The sequence below is a fragment of the Halorientalis marina genome (assembly GCF_023028345.1).
Taxonomy (GTDB): domain Archaea; phylum Halobacteriota; class Halobacteria; order Halobacteriales; family Haloarculaceae; genus Halorientalis; species Halorientalis marina.
On the sequence record NZ_CP095490.1, the window covers coordinates 361,862 to 378,655 of the forward strand.

The 16,794-nt window shown below is 59.3% G+C and carries 21 protein-coding genes and 1 pseudogene; 18 read left to right on the top strand and 4 right to left on the bottom strand.

Going from position 1 to position 16,794, the window contains the following annotated elements; all coding sequences use genetic code 11:
* The first annotated feature begins 9 nt into the window (after positions 1-9).
* The 5 genes from MUG96_RS23175 to MUG96_RS23195 all read left to right on the top strand — a co-directional run bounded on the left by MUG96_RS23175 (position 10) and on the right by MUG96_RS23195 (position 2,535).
* On the top strand, positions 10-432 hold the full coding sequence (locus MUG96_RS23175) for a DUF8025 family protein (protein WP_246989564.1): 423 nt from the start codon (positions 10-12) through the stop codon (positions 430-432).
* 108 nt (positions 433-540) lie between these two features.
* Positions 541-1,041 (top strand): DUF7995 family protein, encoded by a 501-nt coding sequence (locus tag MUG96_RS23180; RefSeq protein WP_246989565.1) that lies wholly within the window; start codon positions 541-543, stop codon positions 1,039-1,041.
* Positions 1,042-1,047: 6 nt separating this feature from the next.
* Entirely contained in the window at positions 1,048-1,413 is a 366-nt protein-coding gene (locus tag MUG96_RS23185; protein ID WP_246989566.1) for a DUF7568 family protein, read from the top strand.
* A gap of 75 nt (positions 1,414-1,488) precedes the next feature.
* Positions 1,489-1,884 (top strand): DUF7567 family protein, encoded by a 396-nt coding sequence (locus MUG96_RS23190; protein WP_246989567.1) that lies wholly within the window; start codon positions 1,489-1,491, stop codon positions 1,882-1,884.
* A 75-nt stretch (positions 1,885-1,959) separates the two neighbouring features.
* Positions 1,960-2,535, top strand: a complete 576-nt coding sequence (locus MUG96_RS23195) for a hypothetical protein (RefSeq protein WP_246989568.1) — start codon at positions 1,960-1,962, stop codon at positions 2,533-2,535.
* 88 nt (positions 2,536-2,623) lie between these two features.
* Here MUG96_RS23195 and MUG96_RS23200 read toward each other — a convergent pair whose 3' ends face one another.
* Complete coding sequence (locus tag MUG96_RS23200; RefSeq protein WP_246989569.1) at positions 2,624-3,412, bottom strand: CBS domain-containing protein; 789 nt, start codon at positions 3,410-3,412, stop codon at positions 2,624-2,626.
* An 81-nt stretch (positions 3,413-3,493) separates the two neighbouring features.
* Here MUG96_RS23200 and MUG96_RS23205 point away from each other — a divergent pair, with 81 nt between their 5' ends.
* Positions 3,494-3,841, top strand: a complete 348-nt coding sequence (locus MUG96_RS23205; protein ID WP_246989570.1) for a DUF8165 family protein — start codon at positions 3,494-3,496, stop codon at positions 3,839-3,841.
* 16 nt (positions 3,842-3,857) lie between these two features.
* Here the strand turns inward: MUG96_RS23205 and MUG96_RS23210 are convergent, their stop codons facing one another.
* Entirely contained in the window at positions 3,858-5,222 is a 1,365-nt protein-coding gene (locus tag MUG96_RS23210) for a restriction endonuclease (RefSeq protein ID WP_246989571.1), read from the bottom strand.
* A 116-nt stretch (positions 5,223-5,338) separates the two neighbouring features.
* Here MUG96_RS23210 and MUG96_RS23215 point away from each other — a divergent pair, with 116 nt between their 5' ends.
* The 11 genes and pseudogenes from MUG96_RS23215 to MUG96_RS23260 all read left to right on the top strand — a co-directional run bounded on the left by MUG96_RS23215 (position 5,339) and on the right by MUG96_RS23260 (position 14,481).
* Positions 5,339-6,025, top strand: a complete 687-nt coding sequence (locus MUG96_RS23215) for a DUF6166 domain-containing protein (protein WP_373222137.1) — start codon at positions 5,339-5,341, stop codon at positions 6,023-6,025.
* Positions 6,026-6,889: 864 nt separating this feature from the next.
* Positions 6,890-8,251 carry a restriction endonuclease gene (locus MUG96_RS23220; protein WP_246989573.1) on the top strand — a complete coding sequence of 454 codons (1,362 nt, stop codon included), beginning with the start codon at positions 6,890-6,892 and terminating at the stop codon, positions 8,249-8,251.
* 290 nt (positions 8,252-8,541) lie between these two features.
* Positions 8,542-8,763, top strand: coding sequence for a DUF8129 domain-containing protein (locus MUG96_RS23225; protein WP_058984724.1), 222 nt, complete (start codon positions 8,542-8,544; stop codon positions 8,761-8,763).
* Between the two features lie 122 nt (positions 8,764-8,885).
* Positions 8,886-9,887: a DUF6610 family protein gene (locus tag MUG96_RS23230; protein WP_246989574.1), complete on the top strand. Its 1,002-nt coding sequence runs from the start codon at positions 8,886-8,888 to the stop codon at positions 9,885-9,887.
* A gap of 75 nt (positions 9,888-9,962) precedes the next feature.
* Positions 9,963-10,310, top strand: a complete 348-nt coding sequence (locus MUG96_RS23235) for a DUF8013 domain-containing protein (RefSeq protein ID WP_246989575.1) — start codon at positions 9,963-9,965, stop codon at positions 10,308-10,310.
* 87 nt (positions 10,311-10,397) lie between these two features.
* Positions 10,398-11,324 (top strand): ArdC-like ssDNA-binding domain-containing protein, encoded by a 927-nt coding sequence (locus MUG96_RS23240; RefSeq protein ID WP_246989576.1) that lies wholly within the window; start codon positions 10,398-10,400, stop codon positions 11,322-11,324.
* A gap of 121 nt (positions 11,325-11,445) precedes the next feature.
* Complete coding sequence (locus tag MUG96_RS23245) at positions 11,446-11,820, top strand: DUF8216 family protein (protein ID WP_246989577.1); 375 nt, start codon at positions 11,446-11,448, stop codon at positions 11,818-11,820.
* A gap of 111 nt (positions 11,821-11,931) precedes the next feature.
* Positions 11,932-12,936, top strand: coding sequence for a phospholipase D-like domain-containing protein (locus tag MUG96_RS23250; protein WP_246989578.1), 1,005 nt, complete (start codon positions 11,932-11,934; stop codon positions 12,934-12,936).
* A gap of 5 nt (positions 12,937-12,941) precedes the next feature.
* The gene (locus tag MUG96_RS23255; RefSeq protein WP_246989579.1) at positions 12,942-13,391 is read left to right on the top strand and encodes a hypothetical protein; all 450 of its coding nucleotides are present in this window, start codon (positions 12,942-12,944) and stop codon (positions 13,389-13,391) included.
* 43 nt (positions 13,392-13,434) lie between these two features.
* A pseudogene (locus MUG96_RS24370) lies at positions 13,435-13,566 on the top strand (DUF955 domain-containing protein); the annotation flags it as partial.
* 99 nt (positions 13,567-13,665) lie between these two features.
* Complete coding sequence (locus MUG96_RS23260) at positions 13,666-14,481, top strand: hypothetical protein (RefSeq protein ID WP_246989580.1); 816 nt, start codon at positions 13,666-13,668, stop codon at positions 14,479-14,481.
* 13 nt (positions 14,482-14,494) lie between these two features.
* Here MUG96_RS23260 and MUG96_RS23265 read toward each other — a convergent pair whose 3' ends face one another.
* Positions 14,495-15,298: a DUF6036 family nucleotidyltransferase gene (locus MUG96_RS23265; protein WP_246989581.1), complete on the bottom strand. Its 804-nt coding sequence runs from the start codon at positions 15,296-15,298 to the stop codon at positions 14,495-14,497.
* Positions 15,295-16,221, bottom strand: coding sequence for a helix-turn-helix transcriptional regulator (locus MUG96_RS23270; RefSeq protein ID WP_246989582.1), 927 nt, complete (start codon positions 16,219-16,221; stop codon positions 15,295-15,297). Before MUG96_RS23270 ends, MUG96_RS23265 begins: the two co-directional genes overlap by 4 nt.
* Before the next feature lie 138 nt (positions 16,222-16,359).
* On the opposite strand from MUG96_RS23270, the gene MUG96_RS23275 reads away from it, so the two are divergent.
* Positions 16,360-16,683, top strand: a complete 324-nt coding sequence (locus tag MUG96_RS23275; protein ID WP_246989583.1) for a DUF6788 family protein — start codon at positions 16,360-16,362, stop codon at positions 16,681-16,683.
* The last annotated feature ends 111 nt before the right edge of the window (positions 16,684-16,794 follow it).

Below are 16,794 nucleotides of genomic sequence, written 5' to 3' on the forward strand. Positions count from 1 at the left end.
CGTGATCTGATGCCCGAGAAACCAGACGCCGATCCATTCCTCGATTGCGAGTTGGGTCCCGACGCAGTCCTCGGGACACGCACCTTCGAAGATGTCCTGTTCAACGAAGAGACGGAGACACCGGTGAACGTACTGACCGGCGAGACACCCGCACACTCACAGGCGACCGTCGAGGAGGCGACGGCGTTCGCAGCGAGCATCGACACGGACACGCCCCAAATCGCGCTCCCGGCCTCCGTCGAGACGCAAATCGAAACCCAGAGCAAGCCCTACACGGCGGCAGCGTTCTTCCACTTCAAGGCTACCGGGTCGCTCGAACTGCACCGTGCCTACCATGCCGCCTACGAATGCGATGCGTTCAGCGTTGATTTCGAGGCGGACTACGAGGCCGGCGACTTGACGATCACCGTCGAGCGTGCGGCCGACTCCTGAACGCGATCTCACGAACCAGATTTTTCGAGCGCCGGCGATGGGTGCCGGCGCACCGAGCAGACAGAGCGGACCAGAGCCCGGTGAGTCGGCGCTCCGAGGTGAACGAAGATGCATATGGTCATCTACGCCTTAGTCGAAGCACCGACTCAGCACGACGCCCTGATTGAAGGGAAAGCGGTCTTCGACCGTCTCGTCGGCGCGAATCCCCACGGATGCGCCGTGTTTGATTACTACTGCACCTTCGACGAAGACGATACGATGGTCGCCGGGAAGGCCCGCTGGGGTGACCTGCCGACGGCAGCCCCCATCAACTCAGAGGAGGGCGGTGAACTCCTCGACCGGGCCTGGAAGGCCACCAAGGAAGAGTTTCAGCGGAATCTCGACCGCGTGAAGGAGGCCCTCGACGAGCTCAGCGACGAGGCGATCATGCGCGACGAGGACCTCGCTCGGCACGCGTTCCACCAGGTCGGCGCCTACGAGGGGCCGTCCATCCCGATGTACGATCAGCACGCACAGGGGATTCGGCATCGCGGCCAGCTGGATCGTGTCCTCGAGGAAGAGGAGGACAGTCAAACGCTCTGGATCGTCCCCGCGGACGTTCACTTCTAACCGACGATGCCACGGATCACTAACTGGGCACGAGAAAGTCGCACACCGACGCTCGCGTATCGAAACACCGAGACCGGCGCACGGGCTGTCCTGCACCGGGCCCCCGACTCCTACCGGTACAAGTGGCGAGGAGCGATCCTCGTCGACGGCTACCCGGTGTGGTCGCGAGGGTACGAGACGAAAGACGCGAAATCATTCCGGGACGAACTCCGGAAGCGCCCTACGCCCGAGCTGAGTTGTCCCGAGTGCCCGAACGACGATGTCCTCGTCGGTGAGAAGTCAGCAGAGGGGGCGAAGGTTCAGCGCTGGTTCGACTGTCCGGACTGCGGGTACGAAGCACCATCACGCATCGTCTACGGGGCCGAGCGGTGACTGAGCGAACCTCCGTCGCGTTGTTTTTCGTCCGGGCAGGAACGGGTGGCCCGGTTCGATCGGGCCGGTCCAACAATGAGCCTTGAAGTACTCAACCGACACAGTGAGGCACTGTTCGAGTTCCTCTGGTGTCCCGTCTGCGGGCACGAGGTGTTCAGTCACATTCCCTTCGAGGGCGTTTTCTGCAAGAACTGTAACACGCAGGTCGTCCTCCAAGAGTCCCGAGAAACGCGTGGCTACGAGGAAGCCGTCCTCGCCTGCTTCGACACGGACTCGACGTGGAACCTTCACGTCGACGAGAAGCTACGAGGCGACCTCCCTGACGGCTCGGCACGGGTGAAGATACTCGGCGCACCAGGTGCCTACAAGGTCGACTGGTGGAGTCCAGCACCGGGGGACGACTGGGAACCGGTCGAGCGGGGCGAGTTCGACGATGTCGAGGAACCAGACGAGGTGTCACATCTAGCGTAGCAGCTGTCAGTCGCAGCGGCGAGTTTGTTGTTGCGCCGGTGATGGGTGCCGGCGCACACGCGCCGGCGGTGATCGATGTCGACTCGAAGTCAACTCCGATTCGTCCAACGAGTCGAACAGCCTGGTGAAAGCGATAGCGACGCTGAACGGATCGCACAGGTGTACCGCCATTCAGACGGGTATCCGGCGAGTGTCCTTCGGGATCTCGTGCAACTGAAGGACCTTCTCGATGCGACGCGCGCCGAACGCGGCCCAGCCTACACAGCAGCGACGTTCGTGTTCCTCGATAAGCTCTCGACGGTCGAGCTCTATCTGGACGGCGACCCGGAGCGAACGATCGACGAAGCGCAGCCAGCAGACCTTCTCGAGACGTCCAACATGGAGCACCTCGATCAACCACTGTTCCTGCTGGGCCACGGCGTCGAGAATCCAGCTGACGGCATCCACGGCGACGAGGAGTTCCTCTACGTCGTGGAACTCCCGACGACGAACGCATTCGACGAGCCGGCCGAGTGGACAGTCAAGGTGAGCGGCCATTCAGCGTTCCCCCGCTGGGACGGCCCGACCGACGAAGCCTTCGAGCGGGCGACTTGGCAGTTCGAAGGGGCGCTGACGGTCGCTCTCGACGATCTGCTCGCTGAACCCGTGTAGGAAATGTTCTAATCGGTAGCCCTAGAATTGTAGAAGTCTCGAAGGTAGGTAGGTAGTTCTTCGAGAGTGTTTTTGTGGTTGTCCGTAGTTACGTTGAAACAGCATCCAGACAGTCCGTGAGTGTCGTGTAGGTCTGCTCTACGGACCCGATCGTTCTGCCCTTTCCCAACCCCTCGCCAGTGTGCTGAACGATCAGTTGGGAATGAGCAACGGAGTTTCGCAACTTGGTCAAATCGTCAAGCTGGCTCGACGCTCGGTGATCACTCGAAAAGTCACAGGCATCCCAGCAGGCCTCGATACTGCTGATGATTGTCGCAAGCGTTGAGAACTGGGCGTAATGGATTTCATTGAGTTCGATGTTTGATCGGCGGGCGTCAGCGTGTCTCTCTTCGATATCTTCCACAATATCCGGATCGAGGGGTACACGATCCTTCCAGTCGGGGGCCTCGTCAAGAACGAGCTCACGGAATCGCTCTTCGAGTAATGTGATGCGATCGAAGAGGTGGATCATCGCCGGCGACATGTTCAGGTCGGCACGCGTCAGGATGCCCGTCAGCCGATTCCGCCCGCCCAGAAAATAAAACGGGGCCTCGTAGAGTGCCGAAAGTACCTCATCGAACGTGGCGTCGGTACTGATGATCTCCTCGAGTGTTACTGGGCTCGTGTGGGCTGCAATTTGATCGTCGGCCGCTGCTTCCTGCAGGTGGTCGAGTTTGACATATCCGACAACTGTCTCTCCGTCGATTACGGGTGCGACATCATATCCCTCCAACTCAAGCCAGTCAGTGGTCGCAGCGACCGTGGCATCAGGTGATTGTGACGCAATTGACCGCGTTGCGAGATCACCCGCGGTACAGACGTAGAGGTCTCGTCCCATTATCCCAGCCCTCGGCTTCGCGGCGAATAATCCTTCGGCCAGCACAAGAAATAAGTAGAGGTAATCACCAAGTATAAATTGATGAGTATAGGGCATTTTTTCGATGCAGGCGGATATCTCGACTACGGGGACGCAGTTGCGTTGCTGCCGGTGGAAGAGTTGCGGGCGAGAGTTTACACCCACCGAGATGCGGAGTGTGCGCTCGGAGACGCACCATCCAATTCCGTGCTCGCTATCAGACCAACGGGGTTGGCGAGCAGCTACGCGTTGACTCAGCGGCCACTAACGGCAATCGAGGTCGCATCGCTGGATAACGGGCTTCGGAACCAGATCGGCGAAGCCGTCGATGTCAATCTGGCGCAGTTCGAACTCATCCAGATTGGGAGAGCGACGACACCTGCACAGAACCGGAGTCTCGCGGAGTTTTGACGGCTACCGACGACATCTAGATCACCCCGAGTATGACGAAGAGGCCGATGACGAGCAGCAGCGTCGCGACCACGCTTCCCCCGGCCAGTATCTTGTTCTCCATCGCCTTCTCGTGGAGCGGCATGTCGGCGTACTCCTCGCGGAACGCCTCGAGGTTCTGGTCGTCGTAGAAGTACTTCGTCTTCAGCGCGAACCGCTCGGTGACTGCACAGCCCGTACAGACCGGCTCGCCTTCCAGCCGCTCCGTTTTGGTGTGGCTGGGGCAGGCGATGGCCCCACAGTTGGAACAGTACGTGTACGTCTCGTCGAGGCCGCTCGTCTCGCAGTGGACGCACCGATTGATGCCGTCCTCGGCGGTCACTCGTGACGGGCCTGCCGCGTAGTACTCGTATGGATAGGTGTACGCTTGGATGTCGGTGGTGTGCCGAACCACGGGGAGGTACACCGGCTCAATCGACTGGACGGAGATGTCCGAGCGGTTCGGCTCGCAGGTCTTGTTGTACGTGACGTTGTTGTCACCGGTGTAGGTCACCGTCGTCGTGTGGTGGTGCTGGAGGCGGTCCACGGCCCACTCCTTGTACTCCGTTTGGGTCTGTCCGAACCGCCGCTCCTCGACGTCGTCGAACACCTCTCCGAACTGCTCGGCGTCGAGATCGACCGTCGCGTGGAGATTCTCGGTGACCAGCGTCCCGACGTCCTCGTCGACGACCTGCGGCTGCCCGCGTTCGGCGTGGGCGACGAATCGCGTCCGGTCGTTGATCCGATGGATGACACCCACCGACGTCTCGAAGATGGCGTTCGTGTCCGCGGTGACCGCGACCACCGGGCGGAACGACACCGACGAATGCGGTTCTGGAAGATCGGCGGCTTCGATGTTTTCGATGTCGCGGAACGCCTCCGCGACGGCCGCGTCGACGTCGGCGGCCGGGGCGTACGGGCGGAGCGTCTCGTCGCAGAGAATCTCGATGCGCCCGTTGTAGAGGTCGAGGCCGATCTCGTCGGCGATCTCCCGGAGGTCCTCGCCGTCGAGTAACTCGATTGGGTGTGGGTCGTCGTTTTGCTGGAGGCGGTCGGCGTACTCCTGAGCCGGGTTCGTAAACCGGCCGGTCGTGACGACCATTCCGCGTTTGGGGCCGTCGAAGTCGAACGTCGCGATCGCCGAGTGGAGTTTCTGGACGACCGGCCGCCCGACCGTCCCCGTGTGCTTACACTCGACGATGATCGCACGCCGCGTGCCGTCGACGACCTCCTCCATGAGGACGTCGCGGCCCTCGTCAGCGGTTCGGTCGGCCTGGCGGACGTTCTCGTAGCCGAGGTTGCGGAACACGTCCTCCATCACGTCCTCAAACTCGAACCCCGAGAGCTCGTCCAGTACAGCCATCCTCAATTATGTGGACAGTACGTGCAATTGCCAAATACGTTGCCGAACGCTACGCCGTCCTGTTTGTTGAACCCCCAGAGGGGGTGCGGGGGTCACCGAACCACCCGCGAGCAACGATGAACGGGAATGTACCTATGGCCAGTTCGGAATCGGTTCCAGTAGCATCGCCCGCACAGTCTCACCGAGACGCAGTCGAGTACGTAGGCTTCCGCGTCGACGGCCAAGCCGTCGTGCTGAACCTCTCGGAACATCGGCGACTCTCCCTCGAGCGCAGTCTGGACCTCGTCAACCACAGTCCGAGCGGGTTCGAGTGGGGATACAGTGGTAGCGGGCCTGCCCAGCTCGCGTGCGCACTCCTGCTCGACTATTACGACGATGAGCAGGTCGCCCGTGAGCACTACATCGCGTTCCGGAATCAGGTGATCTCACAGCTGGAGTGCAACGGGGCCGCGGCGTGCTGGCACCTCACCGGCGAGGAAATCGACGCCGCGATGGCGACCCTTACCGACGACGTCGTCGCCCTCGCCGATGGCGGACGGCCGTCGCCGACGCTCCCCGAGAACTGGCGAACCGTCTCTCGCCCGGACCGGCGGGTCTTCCAGCGCGCTGATCGCGACCACTACATCGTGCTCGGGGATGGAAGCGACGAATGGCTTGTCGTTCTCTGTAGCCAGGGCGACCGTACATATCCTGCCCCGCTCGCACATCGAACGGTTATCGAGGAGGCTGACGTGGAACGGGTAATCCGAGAACTCGCCGAAGAGAGCAACGACCTCATCGAACCCCCGGAGGGGGAGCACTGATGGAGACACTTCGACTGGCGCGAGCCACCCACCAGCTCCTCGAACGTGGTGTCGAGGCGCTCGAGAAAATCGGGCGCGAACTGGAGCGATACAACGACCGGGAGGAGTGATTCGTGACCCAAGCACAGTTATTACCGCCAGAATTACCAGACTGCTCTGGTAATCAGATAATAATCAGATATGGATATCCCCACGGACCGTTCCGAATACCTACCCGGTTTTCCTTTCAAAGCGACACGGGCTATCCTCGTCGTCCTCGGACTATGTCTGCTCGTCTATTCAGTCCCCGTTACGGGGACGTTTGACCAAGTTGATCCTGTAACGCGCTCAACGTCAGTACCGCTTGAATATACGACTACAGGAGGAGAAACCGAGTACGGGACTTTCGATATCCAAATCACGACTCCGACAACTGGCGTCGCTACAAACGGAAGTGTCCGGATACGGATGCAGACCGGGTGGGGGAATCCATATGCCAACACAGAGAGCCCGCCAAGAGCACCGCTTGAAGTCGCCGTTATCGCCGCACCGACATCATGGCGACCCGAACGGGCGGCCAGAGAGGGGACAGTCCTCTTTGCGAACACTTCCACATACGAGCAGGGCGAATACGCGACGTTCGAACGAGTACTACACTTGCCAGCGTCAATCGCACCGAAAGGGGTCGGACCTACGGAGGCGACATTATACTATTACGCGGCGTCAAACGCTGGAACCAATCGTTTTGAGATACTTCGAACCTACACAGTATATCGACCGTTCTGGGAACGGCCACGGGCATGGGGACTGCTCGCTGCAATAGTTCTCCTAGGTGCAACACTACCGACGTTCAACCAGTCGGTTCGTAACCGTCTCGCCGAACCGGTGCAACGCTACGCTGATCGACAATGGCGCCAGGATCTCCTTTCCAAAGCACAGAGACTCGACGACAAGTTCGACACAGAGACTACAGCCAGCGCGGGATCACCAGTTGAACAGGCTATTCAAGCAGCTCCGCGTGAGAATCTTCAGGATTGGAGTCAGAGGCTGGAACAGTTCGCAGTACTGGACCAGACGCTCTCAAGACTTCCTTTCGAGGAGTTACCGGTTGCAAGGACAAAGGTTCGGTCACTCGCAGCCCAGACGTGGAGTGACAACGATCCCGCAACCGCGAGCGATCTAAATGACGTGCTTACGGGGATTGATATTGGCTTTGAAGTTAGAATTCGTGGCCAAAGCTACGATGGGGCCAAGCTGCTTGACCAAACCCTTGCTGACTTTCCGTCCTCGGAAGATGACCAGCTTGAACAGGCTGCTGCAGAGATAAATCGATTCGAGGACGCCCGAGCAACCGTCGAACAGTGGAGTCAGCCCAGTAGTAGTCCGGCAGACTCGGCGAAAAGTAAGCTGGCTGTTCGTGTCGATAGCCAAGTGGTTGAGCCAACAGCGATCTGGGAACGTCTTGATACCATCTTGACTGAAGGAACTCTCGATCAATTCTGCGAGCAAGCAAAGGCGGTTGAAGATTTCGCAGCTAAGACCGAACCACTACGAAGCAACAGTGGGTCGTCTCATCCCTTATCAGCTGGCCAAGCACAGGATACAACGATCGAGGACGCCTGTAATGCGGTTCGGGAGGGCGATCTAGATGCCATCGAGAAGGCGATGGTGAAGGCAGAGGCATGGGTCGCCGAGCAGGAAGTGGCACAGATGTTCGCAACTACGGACTTGTCTCACAGTTCTATCGACCCGACTGATGTCCAGAATCGGGTTGACCAAGCCCGCGCCACTAACGACTACACTCGCATCAAATCAATCAGGGATGAAGTAATGGCCCAGCTTGACTCGACGTGGCAGCCATCGGATCTGCTTTCATTAACGCCAACGCAGTTTGAAGAGGTTCTGGGACAGCTTTATCAAAAGAATGGATACGACGTCCAGGTCACACAGCAATCGGGAGATAGAGGAATTGACGCTATTGCACGCAACGGCAGGCGAACAATCGCTATTCAGGCCAAACGCTACGATCCTAACGGGGCCGGGAACGTGTCTGGTCCAGAGGTCCGAAACGCAATCGGTGCGACAGTACAAGAAGGCGCAGATGTCTGCGTGGTCGCAACATCGTCTGGATTTACTCAGGACGCAAGGCGGGCTGCTATGGAAACAAAAGGTGTAGAGGTACAGCTACTGTCTGGACGAGATGTAATCGAAAAGCTCTCGAAGAGTCAAATTCCAAATCCGACCTAAGTTCGTTTTCCGAAAGGCAAGAACATCCGATCGAGTCTATTGTCCCAGATTCTATAGTAACATCCGGAGGCAGAAGGCGCCGATAGGTTACAAGCATCACCAGCGGGCGAGAACGGGGGCTCTCAAACATCGAGCGCGTCAGCGACGATCTGCAGGAGAAGGTCGACCAGTTCGAAGAGGGGGAGGACGCGCTTCGTGAGCGGTTCCAAGAGGCGATGGCCTGACGCCACATCGGTGACGTAGTCGTCTGTTCTGTTTTTCTCGCCCTGGAGGGGTGGAGGCCAACCGAGATGGAACAGTCCACGATTAGCGACGGGAGTGACGACGAATTCCCACCCGAGAAACGTCTTGAAGCACCGAATTACCGATTGATCAAGGCCGGTATCGCGACGATCCCGGATATGGAAACCCTCCAAGAGTGTGTTGCCTACGAGAACGCTCACCAGAATCGGACGCAGATCCTGCGCCGGCTCAAGTGGAAGGCTGAAGAGCTGCGTGAGGACGAAGAGTAAGCCCTGTGCTTAACCAACATATTCCGCATTAATTCCCTATTGTTGGTTAAACCGCTGTACCCCGGTTTTTCAGGCCCCTGAACGGGTGCGGGGCAGCCAGCAGCGGCCTCGCGAGCCTAATCATGTCCCTTGATCTGAGCTCCAGCGCCAGCACCACCCGCGAAATCGCCGCCGCCAGACAAGCAGACTATGTGGCGTTTCTGCATCGAGCTCCGTTCGTCGGCGATGCTCTAGCCCTCGGATTTCTCCCCGGATTTCGCGAGGACTGTGGGTACCAAGAGACGCAGTATCAGAACCTCAGCCTCTTCGTCGGGATGCTCGACAACGATTTTCGGAATCCCGATCTGGAGCGGTTCATCGACCGCTTCTACGAGTACGAACCAGAGGTCGGGGTCATCGGGGACGTCGACGAACTCGACGACGTCGACGCCCACGTCGCTGCTGCTCGTGAAATCCAAGCGAGCTATCCCGAGGCCCAGCTCATCGTCGTTCCGAAGTCGCGGGCGGTGATCGACGCGATACCCGAGAACCTCGTCCTTGGCTACTCGCGAGGCTATGCTGACCGGTTGGCCCACGAGTTCTCCGACCCAGCCGATTGGAGAGGGCGGCGCGTCCACATCCTCGGCGGGAGTCCACCCAAGCAGCTCGACGCCATTCGACAGCTGACCCGACCGACACTCACTGACGAGCCACCGGCCGACATCGTCGGCGTCGACTGGAACGGGTTGCATCGTGGCGCACAGTTCGGTGAATTCTGGACGGCCGACGGCTGGGACGACAGCGGTCGCGACGCCGACCACGTCACCGTACGAAAGACGGTGCGCCACAGCCTCGCTCGCGTCCGTGAGTTCTGGAGGACCCACGGAATCTGGCCCGAATCGACACCGCAAGACGAGGGGCTCAACGTCGAGTACGAGGGACCGAGTCCTGCCGACCTCGTGGGCGCCGCCTGTACCGAGTGCGGGGCGAATGTCTGGCGAACTCGCCGCGGCCCGTACGTCGCCGAATATGATACCGGCGCTATCTGTGGATACTGCAGCTACGAGTGCTACTTCAGTCACCGTCACCGGAACAACCTGAAGGAAATTGCCGGCGAGCAGAGCGTCTACATTCCGCCGGCGTGACTTAGCGACCTGTTTTTCGAGCCCCGGGAGAGGGCGGAGGCTCGGTCGTGAACCTTCGTCCAGAGGTGACTTTCCGTGAGTCAGCAACAAACTGCAGACGACGTTTCAGTCGATGAGATTCCAATCGATATCTCGAACACCCAGTCCGGGGATATCGATCCCGCCGATGTCCCCGACGAAATCGAGTCGATCACCCGTGGTCTAGCGAGCGAACAGCCGCCGACGAACCCCCTGGTCGTTCTCAAAGCGGTTCGCTGGTGGTACATCCATGGCAAGGGTGGAACGGATCCCGCCTTCAGGTGGGCCATCGAGTGGACGCGTCATCTAGCGACCGACACGCCCAGCGACGTCGATCGATTCGACGAGTTCCTCGAGTACCTCGTCACGGTCGGCTTCGCTGACGAGACCCACGAACTCCGCTAACCAAGAGGGCGATTTTTTATTCGCCCCAGAGGGATGCGGCGCGTTCTGAACTGATGCAATCGTGGTAAACCCGATTCGGTGAACACAATGGCTACGACCAGTGACTCGTCGGTTTCCTTTGAGGAGACCGACACGCGAGACGACGAGATGAACAGCACCATCGAACAGTGGATCGACGAGCTCGTCGCCGGCGTTGACGACGCGCAGGCGAGCGAGGAGTTCCAAGAGTGGCTCGACGTCCAGAGTCGCTTTCACGACTACTCCTACCGGAACACGCTCCTCATCAAGCGGCAGTGTCCCGAGGCGAGCCGGGTTGCGGGCTACCGGACGTGGCAGGAGGAGTTCGATCGTCACGTCACGGAGGGCGAGTCGGCCATCTGGATCTGGGCGCCGATCATCACGAAGCAGTGCCCGGAGTGCGAGAACTCGCCGAGCTACCACGAGGACAGTGACTGTGAGTACGACGAGACGCCGCCCGAGGAGTGGTCCGAGGGCCTCGTCGGATTCAAGCCCGCGCCGGTGTTCGATGTCTCCCAGACCGAGGGCGAGCCGCTTCCCGACCTGGACACGGCAGCGACTGGGGACGCCGGCGACCTCGTCGAACAGCTGACTGCCGCCGCTGACGACCTCAGCGTGACGGTGCGAATCGTCCCAGCCGAGGAGTGGACCCACGGCGAGGCGAAGGGCATCTGCGAACAACTGAGCCTCGTCGACGTCCAACCGCTCGTCGAGGTGCGAGATCGGGAGAACGAGGCCGACCTTGCGCGGACGTTGATTCACGAGTACGCCCACGCTCTGCTCCACTTCGACGTCGACGACGACACCGAGCGGGCAAAACGCGAAGTCGAGGCCGAAGCCGTCGCGTACGTCGTCGGGCGGTACTGTGGGCTCGACACCAGTGGGTCAGCGTTCTACCTCGCAGCCTGGGAGTCGGACGACTCCGAGGTCGTTCGCGAGCGGCTTGGACGGATTAGTACCACAGCAGAGAAAATCGTCGAGATACTCGAAAATTGAGGAATTAACCAGCACTCGATCCGGTACTCCGCTGTTCGGTTGTTATTAGACTCAGTACCGCTTTGTGTTGCCAGCGTATCGGGTGGCTGTTTTTGTCACTCGGCACTTTAGATGAGATTGTATGCCGGCACCAACGGGAACTGATGGAGTCGGACGAGCTGTCCAAGAGGTTTTCGTGCCGCCGGTGGGCGTTTTCATCATCGTCGTGGTCATCAAGGAGTTCGTGGGGCCGGTGGTAGCAGGACTGGTGTACCTGCTCATGCTTGTTGTTATCTTCTTAGGGATCTACACCTCGGCAAAAAATTGGAACATCCGCTACACGATGGGGTTCGTCCTATCTGGTATCGTCCTGATTTGGATGGCTCCCAGCATTATCTCGACAGTAATCCATCCCGTATTCGGGTTGCTTGGTACCCTAATCGGGATCGTATTCCTTGGCGGAATGGCACTCCTATTGATCGAAAAAGCTGGCCTTGATGAGGTGTTGAAGAGGTAGAGAGAGGCGGCGTTTGCTTCTGTACTAGTTCTTCTCGTAACAGCTGCGTTGCCGCCGGTCGCTGCAGCACGATTTTAAATGATATGTGGTCTAAGTATTTTAGACGAAACGATGTCATCACTAGGGCAACAAGATGAGAAAATAGCGCGGGAGATTCTGAAAGCGCTCTATGATCAGTTCAAAGACGTGCAGTACCGTGGCCTGACAGGGGATGGATTGTACGAGGCATTGGAGGAGTACGAGCAGGACGACGTGGCTTATGTGGCGGAGCGAATCGATGGAGAATACGTCGAAGTACAGGGGGCACTAGGGCAGCGAATCAGCACAATCCAGATTACTGCGGCAGGGATCGAGAAACTGCACGAAGACGGGTGCGAAACCATCATCGACGGCAACACCCGGTACGACATCCTAGAGGAATTGTACCAGCTTGATCGAGAGAACACCGGGGTAGTATTCGCCGAGCGAGACGAACTAATTGACGAAATTGGGGATGAAACGCTCGTCGACCAGAACATCTGGTACCTGAAGGAGAAGCGACTCATCGAGACGCACGGAGGGGGCGGCGGACTCTTCTACCACGGCGCCAGGATCACAGACCGTGGTGCAGATCGGTTCGAAGCATATCGGAACGATGGTGTCGAAATTCCGCGGACAGGGACGCACCGATCACTTCGGCAGGCCTCGATTGGCCCTAACGAGTCGCAACAAGCTGAGCACCTGTTCCGGGATTTCGTGGAACTTGCGCGAGACGAGGTGATTATCATCGATCGGTACGCCCGTGAAGGCCTCTATGATCTGCTCCAGCACGTGCCGAACGGCGTCGAAATCAAAGTGATGACGACGGATCGCGTGACTGGAGGGGGCTACCAGCAGCGCGTATCCCAGTTTGCGCAGCAGCACTCAGATATCGAGGTCCGGTATCTCTCGGACAGCGACTGGGATTTCCATGACCGCTACATCATACGTGACCGGGAGGATGGTTGGGCATGGGGTCACTCGTTCCACGACGCCGGTGATACGCAGCACACCGCCTCTGAGCTCCGACCAATCAATCGGGAATCCATTGAGTCCCAGTTTACGGCCGCTTGGCAGAACGGGACGGTGGTCGTATGACGGATATGGTAGCCAACATCGATTTACCCACCGACGAGGCCGGGATGCTTCCCCGTCAATGCCCGAGCTGTGACGGTCAGTTCACGATCCATGGAGAGACCTACGAACAAGAACACTATCTGAATCTCCGGTGTCCATACTGTGACTGGATCGCGGAGTTCGACGAGTTTCTCACAGAGGAACAGGCAGAGTACGGGAATGCTGTTGCAGAAAATGAGGCGAGGCAGATGCTGGAGGACCAGTTCGCAGATATGTTTGAAGACGCATTCAGCGGTACGGGATCAAGCGATTTCATCGAAGTCGAAACGAATACAGACGATATCGATTTCGGTCACCGGAACACCCCCTCGCCACACCTGGCTATCGAAACAGACCAAGTGACGTGTAGTGACTGCGGATTCTCCTTCGCTGTCGAGGAGGGCTCAGGGAACATCTCTTGCCCTGTATGCCGGTGAATTAACCAGTTTTCGGCATTATTAGCAAAGATACTTTTTCAGCACCAGTAAGTCGGTTTTCTACCTCGCTGCGTGGGAGTCGGACGATCCCGAGGTCGTTCGCGAGCGGCTCGGACGGATCAGTTCCACAGCAGAAGAGCTCATCGAAGTGCTCGAAAGCGAATCTTCGTCCTAATCTAGTTAACCAACAGAGTGATGGATTCCTTCCGCTCTGTTGGTTAAGTTTTTCAGCGCCCGCGGAGGGGCGGAGGCGCATTCAGACCTCCGTCGAATGATGACTGAACCCTATCTCACGACGGTCCTCGAGGAAGCCGAGCACGTTGCCGAGCAACACGACCAGGTCGCTCGAACCACAGACAACCAAGCCCACGAGTACCTTCGATACGCCGTCCTCCGAGTGCTTGAAGGCGAGTCGGACCACCTCCCAGCAGACTGGACGCCGATCGACGGCGTGACCGTCGGCTACGGCAGCGACGAGGCGATGTACGACAGCTGGGGCTCCAGCGAAGACTGGTGGGAAACTGTCCCGCCCCAGGAGGCGTGTACACGCTTCCGGGTGTTCTTCCCGGACGACCACCAGACGGTTCCCCGCGACATCGTCGACGTGATGGCCGCGCTCGGGGCCTGGCGAGTGTGGACCGGACGTGCAGCCGCGTGCGGCTCCTACGACCATCGCGAGCGCCGCGAGGTCCACTACCTGTGGCCGGAAGACCATCCGGTGGAGGAAGTGCTCCACGAGCGGCTCAGTAGCCCTGCGGAAGCCGTCGCTCCCGACGGTGGCCGAACGGGCGACGTTCGCGACCGACTGGTCGTCGACGAGAACGCAGAGTCGAAGGACGATCTCGAGCCCCGCACGAAGCGTGCCGTCGCCGAAGCGATGGACGTCTCACTCCTCTCGAAAGGTGGCCGCTACGAGGTGCAGTCCGCATCCGGTAACAGGTACGAAGTCGACGTCGTCGACGAATCGTGTACCTGTCCCGACTGGCAACAGCGTTCACCCGAAGGCGGCTGTAAGCACCTGCGTCGCGTCGATCACGAGATCAAACGGGGCCGCGTTCCCCGACCAGACGGCCGCCTTCCTTCCCCGTAGGGTCGTGATTTAGCTACTCCACGGGACGGACTGTGTCGCCATCCCAACGAACCCGGTCGAACGTTGAGAGATACGCGATCCGGTCGTGAACTTCGTCGATATCTAGCTCCAGTTCGGCGGCCAGTTCGTCGACGGTCATCGGCTCGTCGAGTGCCTGGAGGACTTCGAGCCCCCGGTAGTACCTATTCGTGAGCTCCTGGACGCGGGCCTCGATCGGCGTGGTCACCCCATACCGCTCCTCGAGTTCGACTAGGGCCTCGTTCGCGAACGTGGCGAACTGATCGTCACCCAGGCGTTCGATCTGGGCTTCGAGTTCATCCCGGACGACGTCGTAATCGAGGCCGGCCTGCACGAGCATATTCATATCCTCGATGTCGTCGTCGCGGCCGGCGATCGCCTTGAACAGGAAGATATCCTCGTTGCTGACTAGCCGGACCGTCAGTCGGTCCGTATCGAGGAACGGCTCGCTGCGCTCTTGCATCCCATCAGTGAGCACGAGCTTGTTCGCGACTTGCTGGTTGAAGATGTCGAGGCGACATCCATCATCGTTCTCGACGCAGCTTGTCGCCCCCAGCGCCCGGTAATCTGGATCCAGCGATTGAACCTCCGCATACCCGAGATCCATCAGAACGCCCCACAGCTGGCCGTACGCGTCGCCGTCCGGGACGACCAGATCGATATCCTTCGTCGCCCCCTTGAGGTCGCGCAGCGACATCGCACCACCACCAATCAGGTATACCGTGAGCGGTTCAGATAGCCCGTCCCCGATTCGCTGGAATTCGTTCTCGATGTACTCACGTCCGAATGTTGGTCTCATTGTGGTAGTGGCACCTCGTAGTCAGCAGCCAGCTCCTGGAACTCGTCCCACGCCGGGAGCCGGGCATCGTCGACCTCGCCGTGCGTCTCAAGGTAGCGAAGCAAGGCGTCGATTTTGTCTTCGAGGCCATACTTCGCCGCCTGCTCTCGGAGATCCTCCTCGTCGACGTCGACGTGGCTGAGCAGGAGGAGACAGTACGAGCGGTGGCGGCTTCCGTCGTTGATCAACAGCGTGTGACAACACAGCTCCGCCGGCGAGACGGCGTCGATCTCCTCGGAGTAGACGTAGTATCGATGGCCAGTGAGTAGGAACTGGAGACCGAAGGCCGCGAATCGAGCGAGGCCGGTTTCGTGGAACGCCTCCGCGTCAATCTCCGTCTCGGTCTGGGCGAGGAATTCGTCGTAGTCCTCCCAGAGAATCGTCCCCTTCGGGGCAACGGCTTCGAGGCGTTGGCGATGGAGATGGTGTGCGAGTTCCCGGGCGAACTCGTGGAGGCGGTCGAAATCGGCGTTGAAGTCATAGCGGCCGTCGGCCGTCCCGACGAGACCACGGTCACGAAACCGCTTGAGGACACGGTTGACCGTGTTGCGGTAGTTGTCGCTCCGGTCAGCGATCTCGGAGACGGTTCGCGGCTGGTCGATGTAGTACAGCACCTCGAGTGCCTTCCCGGTCAGCAGTTCGGGGAACTCGATGTGGGAGTGCTGGCGGACGAGGTCTCGATAGAGTTCGACGGCGCGAGCATCCGACGGGACGACTCGTTTTCGCCGGCCATCGCGTTCCGTGTAGACGAGCCCCTTCTCGACGAGGTCGGCGACGGCACGAGAGAGGTAACTCTCGCTGTGGTCGAGCTTCGCCGCGAGCTCGGAGATCGTGTCGCCGCGGTCGACCGTGGCGAGGACCTCAAGTTCAATGCGCCGGAGCACGGTGTAACATTGCACGAAACTCGTATATAAAGAAGTTTCGAGTAGTGTTACATCCAGCAGGTGCGAGAACCCTCTCCACCGACTTAACCAACATAACTATGGATTCGCGGGTCGTGTTGGTTAACACGAGAGTAGCCGATGTCCTACGAACCCCCGACCCCACCGGCGAACCTCCCGACGGAGATCGTCAACACGCTCAATAAATCGAACCCGGAGCAGCTCCGAGACGTTGCGACGTACGCTGAAGCACTCGCCGAGCACAAGGAACGAGAGGCCCGTCTCGAGGAGTCGGCAGATCAAGACGAGGTCGAAGAGCGACCAGACGATCTCCCGGACGGTGTCCCTGCCAAAGCGACGATTACGATCAAGGAAATCAACGACAATCGCTACTACTACTGGCAATGGAGGGAAGGCGACAAGGTGACCTCCAAATACAAAGGCCCAGTCAATCCAGACGAATGAACTCGAACAGGAGGACACTCCCCGTTTTCGAGTTGTAAATGGGAGAGGGCGCGGAGACGGCACATCACATCCAATAGAACGTCGGATTTCTACGGTCACCCACCCCCCGTT